11 protein-coding genes are annotated in these 11,978 nt (G+C 56.9%); 10 read left to right on the top strand and 1 reads right to left on the bottom strand.

The annotated features are described in order from the left end of the window. Together DMP05_RS02675 and DMP05_RS09940 are read left to right on the top strand one after the other, a co-directional pair. The coding region (locus DMP05_RS02675) for an acyltransferase family protein (RefSeq protein WP_211326834.1) at positions 1-422 on the top strand (422 nt) is incomplete at its 5' end. 404 nt (positions 423-826) lie between these two features. Continuing rightward, positions 827-3,487, top strand: a complete 2,661-nt coding sequence (locus DMP05_RS09940) for an LPXTG cell wall anchor domain-containing protein (RefSeq protein ID WP_148039680.1) — start codon at positions 827-829, stop codon at positions 3,485-3,487. A 210-nt stretch (positions 3,488-3,697) separates the two neighbouring features. Here the strand turns inward: DMP05_RS09940 and DMP05_RS02665 are convergent, their stop codons facing one another. Further along, entirely contained in the window at positions 3,698-4,048 is a 351-nt protein-coding gene (locus DMP05_RS02665) for a hypothetical protein (protein ID WP_123219033.1), read from the bottom strand. Positions 4,049-4,343: 295 nt separating this feature from the next. Between DMP05_RS02665 and DMP05_RS02660 the strand changes: the two genes are divergently transcribed. The 8 genes from DMP05_RS02660 (at position 4,344) to groL (ending at position 11,885) form a co-directional block, all read left to right on the top strand. Beyond that, positions 4,344-4,685 (top strand): hypothetical protein, encoded by a 342-nt coding sequence (locus tag DMP05_RS02660; protein WP_123219032.1) that lies wholly within the window; start codon positions 4,344-4,346, stop codon positions 4,683-4,685. 22 nt (positions 4,686-4,707) lie between these two features. Beyond that, a complete protein-coding gene (locus tag DMP05_RS02655) occupies positions 4,708-5,055 on the top strand; it encodes a hypothetical protein (protein WP_123219031.1) in 348 nt (115 codons plus the stop codon). Positions 5,056-5,065: 10 nt separating this feature from the next. Then, complete coding sequence (locus DMP05_RS02650; protein WP_123219030.1) at positions 5,066-6,463, top strand: FtsK/SpoIIIE domain-containing protein; 1,398 nt, start codon at positions 5,066-5,068, stop codon at positions 6,461-6,463. Positions 6,464-6,634: 171 nt separating this feature from the next. Next, positions 6,635-7,801, top strand: a complete 1,167-nt coding sequence (locus tag DMP05_RS02645; RefSeq protein ID WP_123219029.1) for a Rep family protein — start codon at positions 6,635-6,637, stop codon at positions 7,799-7,801. A 71-nt stretch (positions 7,802-7,872) separates the two neighbouring features. Beyond that, a complete protein-coding gene (locus DMP05_RS02640) occupies positions 7,873-9,069 on the top strand; it encodes a site-specific integrase (protein WP_123219028.1) in 1,197 nt (398 codons plus the stop codon). Between the two features lie 158 nt (positions 9,070-9,227). Then, positions 9,228-9,692, top strand: a complete 465-nt coding sequence (locus DMP05_RS02635) for a low molecular weight protein-tyrosine-phosphatase (protein WP_123219027.1) — start codon at positions 9,228-9,230, stop codon at positions 9,690-9,692. Positions 9,693-9,887: 195 nt separating this feature from the next. Continuing rightward, positions 9,888-10,178, top strand: a complete 291-nt coding sequence (locus tag DMP05_RS02630; protein WP_123219026.1) for a co-chaperone GroES — start codon at positions 9,888-9,890, stop codon at positions 10,176-10,178. Between the two features lie 75 nt (positions 10,179-10,253). Continuing rightward, entirely contained in the window at positions 10,254-11,885 is a 1,632-nt protein-coding gene (gene groL, locus DMP05_RS02625) for a chaperonin GroEL (RefSeq protein WP_123219025.1), read from the top strand. The last annotated feature ends 93 nt before the right edge of the window (positions 11,886-11,978 follow it).

Raw genomic sequence — 11,978 nt, 5'->3', positions numbered from 1 at the left:
GAGTCCTACCGCGTCCGCCATGCCCTCATGCAGGAGGGCTAGCCGCTCAGAAAGCGTGCGCACTTCCGATGCTCAGGCTGCTCAATTTCCGATGCTCTTTTTGCTCAAATCCTCTTGACGAAACACAGGTGGTGGTTGTCGTCGCGATCGCCGACGGGTTCACGCGCCGTGCGCTCTCTGCGACCCCCATGGTCTTTTTGGGAAAGGTGTCGTACAGCCTCTACCTCACCCACGCCATGGTCATCGGTGCGCTCGTTGCCCTGCTGCCCAGGCTCGGGATTGTCGACCCGCTTGCGATTGCCGCGGTCTCGCTGCCCGCAAGCATGCTCGTCTCCGTTGTGTTCTGGCGCATAATCGAGGTTCCCAGCATGAATCTGTCGCGCTCGCTGGCATCGTCAGGGCCTAGGGACGTCGTTCGATAATGCGTCGTACTTGGCTTCGTTTGAAGGAGAGTTGGTCATGAATAGCTCAAAGTCCGTCCACCGCATTATGTTTGTGTGTCACGGCAACATCTGCAAATAACAGGATTTTGCCTGATGAAAGGCATGTAACTATTTGAAGTTTACGGATTTACGACGAATTTACGACTTTAGCCCCGATGCGAACAGAACTAAAGTGGGCCCCGGCTTGATACTGGATTATCTTGCCGGGGCCCATGGGCTTGATTAGTCTTGATCGACTTCCAAGAGATTGGAAAACGATCTATCCGCTTCGCCTTCTTCTTGCATAGGTCGTTCGAGTGTTTCAATTGCGGAAATGACTTTTAAGCCGATCAAAAGAGAGAAAATGGTAGTGCCAGCTGGAAATGGAAGGTAGGAGTTTTCTAATGAGATTCTATGAATCGAAAGCTATTGCTTGTGCTCTGTCACTCGCGATGGCAACGTCGATGGCGCTTCCCATTGGCGCCTTCGCTGCTGTTGATGATTCCGGTCAGACGCAGCACGAGCAAAAAGCCGATGGCATCGACAACGGCGTCGACGTCAACGCCGACAGAACCGAAAACGCAGACAAGGACGCCAGTCAAGATATCGACTCTGGTTTCGTCGGCGATGCTAACGAAGGGAGGCAGCCGGAGGGTCCTTCCGAGGAGGGCGGCGAGCCTGGCGAGCAGCAGCCTGGAGAGAATCTCGGTGGCGAAGAATCCGGCAAGAGCAAAGCAGATAGCATCTATATGGTGTCCACGAGCGAGGAGCTTGTGTCTGCCCAGGAGGCTATTGCCGCTGCCGAGGGTACGGAAGCCACTATTGTCCTGAAGGCTGACGTAACCGTGTCGGCGGGGGGGGGTTCATATCTAAGCAGCTTTGGCGTTAACGGAAAGCGCATCACAATCAAGAGCGACGAGGGCAAGCTTCATAAGCTGTCCTTCGATGGCCGTGCCGTCTTGAATGGCGATTGCACGTTTGACGACGTTGATGTCCGAAGCTCCTGGATGTACTGCAACGGCCACGACACTGAGTTCACAGAAAACGGCCAGATTCATCTAAGCTATACACTTTATGGCGGCGGATACATGACCACGGTCAGTAGCACTCACGTGGTAATTGCCGCATCCGGCTACATCAATCCAAGCAGTAGCAGCGGCCTGCACGATGTGATTGGCGGCTCCTACAAGGGCTCCGTCGAGGGCGACACGTACCTCGAGATCACTGGTGACATAAAGATGCAGGGCGGCAACCACATCAACCCTGGATGCATGAAGGGCGACGGCAGCAGCGGCGACGGATCAGGCGTTCCTAATGTTTACGTTGGCGGCAACGCCACGCTTGTCTACGACAACAAGAACGCAGATACCTATCCCGCTATCGAAGGTACTTACGGCTGCGAGATGAGGGGCAACGTCACGCTCGATGTCCGCGCTGGTGGGGTATCGGGTATCGTCGGTGCCGAAGAACCGGTAGAGGACTCGGTCATCCGTGGCGACCTGCACATCATCGCAGGCTCGCAGGCTTACGAGAACACGGACCGCATCCTGCGCCTTGGCGGGAACTGGCCCATTGTCGGCGCAGGCAACAGCTTTGCAACTATGCCCGGTGTCTCAGGTAACTACGTCATCGGCGGCAATATCACCATCGATTCTTACGAGAACGTTTGGGGCTGGGATAAGGGAACCACCCCCGACTCATATGACCTCCCCGAGATTTACGGCGCGATTCGAGGCACGGTCGGCGGTAGCATCGCCATCAACGCCCATGGCTCTCATGTACAAAACATCTTTGGCGCGAGCGATTCTAATGTGAGCGGCGCAGTCACCGTCACCGCAACTAACGTCGAGCTCAGGAACAGCGAATACGGGACCGACTATGACGAGGGTTACGTTTTCGGCTTGTGGGAAAAAGGCACTCCCGCAACCGCAAACGGCCCTGTAACCATCAACATCAACGGCGGCGACGTTGGCCTCGTTATGGCAACGGACCAGACCACAGTTCCTGCAGGCTCCTCCATCAATGTAACGGGAAAACCCAATATCCGCACAGGCATACGCGGAACGCAGGCAAGCAGCTATTCCACGGCATTCCCCGTGGCCAACATCTCTGCATGCGAGGCGACAATCCCCTTTATCAAGATGATGTCGCAGGTCAACGTTGCCGACGATTCCAACGTTATCGCACATATTATGAGCAGCGATGCAGGCTTGAACATTGAAGAGAACAGTGTTCTCACCACCGACGAAGGTCAGGTCTGGATTTGGGGCGATGCAGTCGTCGATGGCACGTGGGAGCAGCAGTATCGTCAGGTTGCGAACTACAACGATATCTTCGTTTCCGGCAAGACGACGGTCGGCCCCAAGGGCCGTCTGATTAACCAGGGGCTGAGCAATCTGAAGGGCAATGTATCGAACGATGGCATGATGGCCCTGATGGGTCCGGCTCTGCTGCAAGGTGACTACGTTTCCGGCAACGCCGAGCTCCGACTCCCAGCTGTTGCTGATAACTACGATGGCACAGACGATGGCGGCCTTATCCCCGTTACCATCAAGGGCATTTCCAGCGGAACCACTATCGTCAACACCGTCAATCCAAGCAACTGGGAAGAGCTCCAGTGCCCCAAGCTCGGCGATAACTACATCTTGTCCAAAAAAATCGATGCAGCCGAAACCGCCTCTGAGGCCGCCGAGGGTCCCGATCAAGGGGTATTCGTCCTTGGCAACTCGGATGCCACGTCAAAAGGTTGGTACCTCAAGCGTCTGGAGGATGCAGCTGGCGATACTGGGAAGTTCATGTGGCAGGTCGCTAAGGGTACGCCCCTGACTCCTGAGCCGCCAGTCACGCCTGAGCCTTCCGTCCCTCCCGTTCCTGAGCCGCCTGCGACTCCCGAACCCCCGGCGACTCCTGAGCCGCCGGAGTCAACCGCGACAGCCACCAGCTCCGAGCTTCCGCAAACAGGCGACGCAACCAACACCCTCCCATGGTCGGCAGCCGCACTGATCAGCGCTCTTGTTGGTGCAGCTTTGCTGATTATCGGCAGGAAGAAGAAGTACAGCGAGTAGGGTTAGGGAATTCACAAGGCAGCAGTCTGGGCGGTGTCGTTCTCGCGCGACACCGCCCTTCCTTATCTGCGATGGCGCGTGTCCATCCTCACAACACGGAGGATGTGTCAAAGTCGCCCTTTTTTAAGGACACGGCGGTATCCAAGGAGGTATCGCCGTGTCCATTTTTCTTTGGGTATGTAAAGATGCTTCAAGAAATGCGTGCTGTTGCTATTGGGAGATAACAATTGCAAGCTGTGTGCCCGATGACGTGATTTCCTCGGTAGGGGAGAATACGTCAAGGTATCTATCCCTTACGTCATCAAAAAGCTTTCTTACTCTATTGCACGCGACTTTCCGCGCTGCTTTGTCAGCGTATTCTTCCGGTGTGATGTGGAACTCGCATTCCTCTTTTGATGAAGATTCGTCTTCGATTTTTGCCAGTATCACTCTGGTCATATCCAACGCAACATCTTCCGAGTCGATGCCTTGCCGGTACATGGCGTTATGGCATCGACGGAAGGTGAGCTTGAGATCAACCGGCGGGATCAATTCGGATTTAATGCGCGTGATTCCTGTCATAAACGAGGATTTAGATAGAGGGTATCAAGAACTCTACCAACATGTAGAAATCGCTTTGATCATATACGGCATCTATCGGCTAGGCCTTCAGAGCTTTCTTGTCTATGGATATCGTGTGAAGTGCTGAAATTCTCGTTTTTTCTTCGTCGGATTATATAGCTAAAAAACGTTCATAAATGAATCTATATGAGGAAAACCCCAGGTCAGGGGCTTATGAAATAATGCAATTACCGGGTGCACCGGGATGATATGCATATCGAATAGTAAACATATTTGAACAAGAAAGCAGGTTGTGATGAATATCGGATTTGACCATTCGCCCCATGGGACTTCTGCTTGTCCTATTGAGCCTATCGACGCTCGTTCCTTGGCGCGCTGCGATAGACCTATTGAGCATGTTCCTACTTATGGCGAGCGCATCGCTAATCGTGCGCTGAAGGCCGAGACGATGGTTGCGCGCATTATGTATCGCCAGATGGCGAAAGCCGACGTGAAGATTCAGGGTGCGGTGTGCCGCAGCGAGATCGATTCGGACACGAAGGCTTCTTTAGGAGAGGCATCCGCGATTTTGAAGGATGCCATGAGCTTTTATCTTGCGGTGCACGACGATCAGGCGAGCGATAGCGGGCGCCTGTAGGTTTGAAAGGGGTTTTTCTACTATGAAGAAGCTTAATCAGTTTATGTCCTTTGACTGGACCGCCTTCGCGAAGGACAAGCGTTTTCTCTGCATCGGCGGCGGCGAGTGGGTCGACTACGCGACCAAGGAGCACCGCGGCACAAAGATCGAGGTGGTGATCGCTGCAGATAACACGGAGTATCGACATGCCGAAGGCGAAGTTGTGAGCAATCGTTTCGAGAAGCTCGCCATCAAGGTTTCGGATGATATCGACATTCCGGTCGATCAGCACGTGATCCCCACCGGGGTGGTCGCCAAGGTGTACGGAGATTATCGTAATCAACTCTCCGTTACGGCGACCGGGCTCACCGTCATACCCAAGAAGGGTTAGGTGAGCAGCCGTGCGTTACAGCAGTAACGCACCGGCTATCGTATATGCGGCCCCCGGCACGAAGCTTTCCGTGCTGGGGGCCGTGCTGTTATTGATTGCCGGTTGCTTGCTCGGTATCGGGCACCTGATCATTGAATTGTTCTCGCCTATCGCCACCGAACCGTCAGGCGTTCTGACGGTGCATGGGAACTACGTCGCCGCTGCAATTGCGCTCGGCGCTATCGGGGGCATTGCCGTAATAGCTGGGATTGCGATCAACTCCAAGCTGCCCGCTTCGAAGAAGCTTCGCGCTCGCGTGCGCGCCGGGATATTCGATCCGCGATTCGGCAACCCCTTGCATCTTCGCGATGGGGAGGTTGTCCCTCGCGTGGTATGCAAGGAAACGGAGGCGGGGAGATTCGAGATCTCAATCTCCACCCTGTCTTCTTCCGTTGACGAGGTGGCGAAGCTCGCGGAGTGCATCAGCGCACGACTTTGCGGTCGGTTCTCGCGCTATGCGGTCGTTCTCACGGAAGCCGACGTGGCGAGCAACCACGTGACGTTCTTTGTCCAGGATGTGACGCTTCACCATGAGATTGAGGCGAGCAGCGTCGAAGAGATGTCGCCTCCAAGCGCCTACGAGCTTCGAGTCCAGGACGGCACCAATATAGACCTTCGCACCTCCGGCTCCATGCTGGTGGCCGGAAAGACCCGAAGCGGGAAGACGACGGGCGTCATCGCCCTGCTGATCCAGGCTCTCCTTTCCGGGCCGGACGAATACGGTTCTCAAGTGCTCATCATCGACCCGAAGCAGGCCGAGCTTTCCCGCCTGCCGCATGTCGTTTCCTTGAGGCCGGATGGGGACGCCCATGCGATTCTCGAGGCGCTCGCCCTTTTCGCCGAGAGCATCAAGAAGCGGCAGAGCGTCCTCAACGACCGCTCTGCCGAAACGGGGGACGCGGTTCATTGGTGGGATGCGGGATTCCATGTCTCTGTGCTCTTCCTGGACGAGTACGTGGCGCTGCGCACCATGTTCCCCAAGCGCGCCAGCAAGGAGGACCCCGATTACTGCCTCGCCACGTTCGACGGGCTTGTCAAGCGCATCGTGACGATGGGCGCGAGCGCCGGGTGCTACGCCATCATCTCGATCGCGGAGGCGTCGGTCGAGGAGGGCGGGCTTCCGTCGATGGTGCGGTCCGCTTGCAGCACCCGCATACTGTTTCGCCCGACTCTGCCCGAGGCGCGCCTCATATGGGACGCGGACAGGCTGGCCGACCTCGCGGCTCCCCGCACTTACGGTCCGGGCGATGCATGGTTCAGCAGCACGGACGGCGTGCACGACCGTATCAGCTTCGTGCATTTTCCCGTGATGAGGTTCCGCGTGTATCGCGAGCTTGGGCGTCTTCTCGACCTGTACTTCATCAAGTAACTAACGTGGTGCCCGCCGAGCGCAGCAAAGGCGGGCACCACCGCATTGTTCCATTTTTTTGAAATTTCGCCTAGACATGCGCCTTGGGGGGCTTGTTATCCCAAGGCGCACCTGGGTGCGCGTTCCAGAAAACAGGCAAAAAGCCTCGTATTTGAGAAAGGGAGTGGAACCATGAGTGGCTCTTCACCTATTAAGACCCGTGCGATGATGTACGAGCAGCAGCTCTCCCATCTGCCGGCTTCCGTCGATGACATGTATGGCAAGATCGCGGCCCTTTCGCCGAAGCGCTATGCGGGGATCGTGCACGACTGCGACCAGACCGACGCAGGCCGACCCGCCGCCGCGCATCTGCATGTGATGATGGAGTTCGCGAACCCGCGCTCCGTCCGAAGCATCGCGAAGGCGCTTGGTGACAAGCCCGAGCGCATAGAGGCGTGGAAGGCCGGGGTAGAGAACGGCTTCTCGTATCTATGCCATAAGACCGACGGCGCGAGATCGAAGCACCAGTATGACCCGGGCCTCGTTCGCGCCAACTTCGATTATCCCGCCCTGCTCGCCTCCATCGAATCCCGCGTGACCCGGGCGCGATCGCATAGCAACATCAAGATTCTGCTCGACGACCTCCTTGAAGGGCGGATCGACAAGGAAGCGCTGGTTTCGCAGCTTTCCGGCTCTGAATATGCCCGTGCGAAGCGCCAGGTCGAAGACGTTTACGCACGACGCTTGCAGGTCCAGGCCGTCGAATGGCGCGCGAAGATGGTCGAGGAGGGCCGCAGGGTCCAGACGGTGTGGATTTTCGGCCCCGCGGGGACCGGCAAGTCGACCCTTGCCGAGCAGTACGCGCGTCGCAAGGGAGGTCGCTGCTTCGTATCGGGATCTACCCGCGACATTTTTCAAGGCTATGCGGGCGAGCACTCCGTCATCCTCGACGAGCTCCGCCCCAAATCCATCCCCTACGCCGACCTGCTCCGCCTCACGGACCCCTTCGCCATAGGGCACGAGGTGATGGCACCGTCCCGCTACTCGGACAAACCCGTGGCGGCGGATCTCATCGTCATCACGTCCCCCTATAGCCCTTACGAGTTCTTCTATGAACAGGGCAACAACGCCGATACCGACGGCTTCGATCAGCTGGAGAGACGCCTCGCCGCGGTGATCGAGATGCAGCAGCGAGAGATATGCCTCTGCCAGTATGCGGGAAACGGCTGGTATTTGCCCATGCCCGATTACACCCGCCCGAACCCGTATTCGAGATTCGCACGCGGTGACGATTCCTCCGCTGACCCCACGAAGGTTTACGAGTCGGTCCTCGGAACCAGTGCCGACTCGCCAGACTAACAATTCTGGCCCCATGCGATAGAATCGGACTATCGCATCGGGGCTCTTTTCAATACCGAAAGGAGCCGAAAATGGCTATCAGAAAGGACAGCAAGGGCCGCTTCCTCCGACGCGGGGAGACGCAGAGGAAAGACGGGCGTTACTGCTACAAGTACGTCGATGCAAAGGGGCGGACGCGCTGCGTCTACTCATGGACCTTGACAACTCGCGACCTTACACCGAAGGGGAAGAAGGCCGGCCCCTGCCTGCGGGAGCTTGAGAAGGGGGTACAGCGCGACCTGTTCGATAAAGTCGCGCCGGATGACATGACGGTCTACGAGCTCGCATTGCACTACACCGAGACGAAAACCGCCGTCAAGCAAACCACCCGCGCGGGCTACAAGACGGTTCTCAACTACCTTGCAAAGGACGAATTCGGCTCGCGCCGTATCAGAGACGTCACGTCTTTCGAGGCCAAGAGATGGCTCATCGACCTCCAAAACGTCCATGGGAAACGCTACAGCTCCATTCACACAATACGCGGGGTCTTGAAGCCCGCGTTTCAGATGGCGGAGGAGAACGACCTCATCCGCCGGAACCCCTTCAACTTCGAGCTTGCCACCGTGTTGGTGAACGACATGGTCGCACGCGAGGCCCTTACCCCCAAGCAGGAGCGCAGGTTCCTAGAGTTCGTAGCGAACGACAAGCACTACCAGCACTATTACGACGCCTTCTTCATCCTCTTGAATACCGGGCTCCGCATTTCCGAGTTCTGCGGTCTTACGGTGGATGATCTTGACTTCGAAGAGGGCAGCATACGGGTGAACAAGCAGCTCCAGCGATCCAGCGATATGCGCTATTACATTGAGCGTCCTAAGACAGAGAGCGGTGTCCGTTACGTTCCCATGACGAACGCCGTCTCCGCGAGCTTCAAGCGTGTCCTTGCGAGTCGCCCGCGCCCCGCGTGCGAACCCGTGGTCGACGGGGTAAGCGGCTTCCTGTTCCTCGATAAGAACGAGATGCCCCGCGTCGCCCTGCACTGGCAGAAGTATTTTCAGTACGCGGTGGCGAAGCACAACCGAATCTACAAGGAGGAGCTTCCGAAGATCACGCCCCATGTCTGCCGCCATACCTTCTGCTCGAAGATGGCGCGCAAGGGCATGAACCCGGCGAAGCTGAAATACATCATGGGCCATTCCGACATAGAGGTGACGTTCAACACGTATACCCACCTCGGTTTCGATGACGTGAAAGCGGATATGCTCGGTTATGAATCCGGGGCGGCGTAGGAAATCGTAAAACGTCTCTGTTTACGACGTTTCTTACGACGTTGGCGGCAGAAAAAACCCGCTCATTTATGAATTGATTTGATACTCTGCATTTGATCGAAGAATCAACAATACGCCGTTTAACTGCGGATATCCTGATATATGAGAGGTTTCAGAGAATGATTAAAATCATGTTTGTGTGCCACGGCAATATTTGCAGGTCAACCATGGCCGAGTTCGTGATGCGCGACATGGTTGCGCGCGCGGGTTTGGGCGACCGCATCGCCATTGCGTCTTGCGCGACAACCAACGATGAAATCGGCAATGACACGCATCCGGGTACGCAGCGGGTGCTCGACGCGCACGGCATTGCCCACCCACGTCGAGCCGCCGTGAAGTTGCGCACGGCCGATTATGCTGAATACGACCTGTTCATTGGCATGGATGACGAGAACATTCGCGATATGCGCCGCATCCTGAAAGGCGATCCGCAGGGCAAAGTGCACAAGCTGCTCGAGTATTCCGACGGTGGAGACGCCGATTCGGCGAACAGCGTGGCCGACCCGTGGTTCACGGGCGATTTCGAAACGACGTACGAAGACGTGGTTCGCGGCTGCGAGGCGTTGTTGGCGTATATGCGCTAAGCGTTGCGCTCGGTTTTTCCAAATTGCGTCGAATATCTTTATGACATTTAGTAAACAGCACTGAGATTTTCTCAAAAGGTGCTTGCATCATTTTATGAGGGTGTTAGAGTACCAACTTGTTAGCACTCGGGCATACGGAGTGCTAGCACTCTTCCCAATCTTTGGTTATAACAGGCAGTGGAGAAAGGACATTCCATGAATCTCAAGCCTTTGGGTGATCGCGTTATCGTTAAGCGCGACGAAGCTGAAACCAAGACCGCATCGGGCCTCTACATCGCTTCGAGCGCCCAGGAAAAGCCTCAGACCGGCATCGTTCTGGCCGTTGGCGAGGGCAAGCGCGATAAGGACGGCAACCTCATTCCGGTTCCCGTCAAGGAAGGCGACCGTGTGCTGTACGGCAAGTTCGGCGGAACCGAAGTAAACATCGAGGGCGAGGACGTGCTTATCATGCGCGCCGATGACCTTTATGGTGTTTACACCGCGTAAAGCAAACGATAGAAACCAAAGCGAATTCGGTAATTAAGTTTCGAAAAGAAACTACCCATTGAAGGAGCAATCACAATGGCTAAAGACATTAAATTCCAGGCTGAGGCCCGCAGCGGCCTTGCTGCTGGCGTCACCAAGCTGGCCGATGCCGTTAAAGTTACCCTTGGCCCCAAGGGTCGCTACGTCGCCCTTGAGCGCACCTATGGCGCCCCCACCATCACCAATGACGGCGTGACGGTTGCTAAGGAAGTCGAGCTCGAGGATCCCGTGGAGAACATGGGCGCCCAGCTCGTGAAGGAAGCCGCCACCAAGACCAACGATGGTGCGGGCGACGGTACCACCACCGCTACCTTGCTCACTGACGTTATTGTGACCGAGGGTCTGCGCAACGTCACCGCTGGTGCGAACCCGCTGGCCGTTCGCCGCGGCATCGAGAAGGCCACCGAGGCCATCGTCGACGCCATCAAGACCGACGCCATTCCGGTTGAGGGCAAAGAGCAAATCGCCAACGTTGGCACCATTTCCGCTGGCGACGAGGTTATCGGCACCAAGATCGCTGAGGCCATGGAGATTGTCGGCAAGGAAGGCGTCATTTCCGTTGAGGAATCCCAGACCTTCGGCATCGACATCGAAACGGTCGAAGGCATGCAGTTCGACAAGGGTTACATCTCCCCGTACATGGCTACCGACATGGAGCGCATGGAAGCCGTTCTGAAAGATCCGTTCATCCTGCTTACCGACCAGAAGATTTCCTCCATCCAGGATTTGCTGCCGGTGCTCGAGGAAGTTTCCAAGTCTGGTCGCCCGCTGCTCATCATCGCTGAGGACCTTGAGGGCGAGGCTCTGGCTACCATCCTGCTGAACAAGCTGCGCGGCACCTTCACCTGCGTTGCCGTGAAGGCTCCTGGCTTCGGCGACCGCCGCAAGCGCATGCTGGAAGACATCGCTATTGTCACCGGCGGTCAGGTTATTACCCCCGACTTCGGCATGACGCTCGCCGACGCGAACGTGAGCATGCTCGGCCATGCGAAGACTGTCAAGGTCTCCAAGGACGCCACCACCATCGTCGATGGCGACGGCGACAAGGCTGCCATCAAGGACCGCATCGACCAGATCAAGGCCGAAATGGAGCACACTGACTCCGACTTCGACCGCGAGAAGCTGCATGAGCGCCTGGCCAAGCTTTCCGGTGGCGTTGCCGTGCTGCGTGTTGGCGCTGCTACCGAGGCCGAGCTCAAAGAGAAGAAGAGCCGCATCGAGGACGCCCTGCAGGCAACCCGCGCGGCTGTCGAAGAGGGCATCGTTGCTGGCGGCGGCGTAGCGCTGCTCCATGCTCTGCCCGCTCTTGACGCTGTTGATTGCGCGAACCACGACGAGGAAGTTGGCGTCGCCATCATCCGCAAGGCTCTTGAGGCTCCTATGCGCACTATCGCCCAGAACGCTGGCTTTGAAGGCTCCGTTGTGGTCGAGAAGGTTAAGGGCATGAAGAAGGGCGAAGGCCTGAACTGCGCTAATGGCGAATATGGCGACATGATTGCCATGGGCGTTTCCGACCCCGTGAAGGTTACCCGCACCGCTCTGCAGTCCGCGGTTTCCGTTGCTGGCCTCATCCTCATCACCGAGTGCTCCATCAACGAGATTCCCAAGGAAGGCCCCGATTTGAGCGCTCTTGCTGGCTCTGGCGCAGGTATGGGCGGCATGATGTAAGAAGGAGTTACGCCGTTCTGTCGAACGGCGTAATCTCTCGACGCTGCGCGGGAGCCGGGCGCCCCATCTTGGCGTTCAGCTTCGGGCTCACGT

Source organism: Slackia isoflavoniconvertens (assembly GCF_003725955.1).
Taxonomy (GTDB): domain Bacteria; phylum Actinomycetota; class Coriobacteriia; order Coriobacteriales; family Eggerthellaceae; genus Slackia; species Slackia isoflavoniconvertens.
Note: the sequence above shows the minus strand (reverse complement) of the source record. Positions and strands in the feature narration are given on the sequence as shown.

Bases quoted from the DNA above. Each gene is read 5' to 3' on its own strand.
- DMP05_RS09940 (WP_148039680.1), top strand. From the start codon at position 827: ATGAGATTCTATGAATCGAAAGCTATTGCTTGTGCTCTGTCACTCGCG.
- DMP05_RS02665 (WP_123219033.1), bottom strand. From the start codon at position 4,048: ATGACAGGAATCACGCGCATTAAATCCGAATTGATCCCGCCGGTTGAT.
- DMP05_RS02655 (WP_123219031.1), top strand. From the start codon at position 4,708: ATGAAGAAGCTTAATCAGTTTATGTCCTTTGACTGGACCGCCTTCGCG.
- groL (WP_123219025.1), top strand. From the start codon at position 10,254: ATGGCTAAAGACATTAAATTCCAGGCTGAGGCCCGCAGCGGCCTTGCT.
- DMP05_RS02640 (WP_123219028.1), top strand. From the start codon at position 7,873: ATGGCTATCAGAAAGGACAGCAAGGGCCGCTTCCTCCGACGCGGGGAG.
- DMP05_RS02660 (WP_123219032.1), top strand. From the start codon at position 4,344: ATGAATATCGGATTTGACCATTCGCCCCATGGGACTTCTGCTTGTCCT.
- DMP05_RS02635 (WP_123219027.1), top strand. From the start codon at position 9,228: ATGATTAAAATCATGTTTGTGTGCCACGGCAATATTTGCAGGTCAACC.
- DMP05_RS02645 (WP_123219029.1), top strand. From the start codon at position 6,635: ATGAGTGGCTCTTCACCTATTAAGACCCGTGCGATGATGTACGAGCAG.
- DMP05_RS02630 (WP_123219026.1), top strand. From the start codon at position 9,888: ATGAATCTCAAGCCTTTGGGTGATCGCGTTATCGTTAAGCGCGACGAA.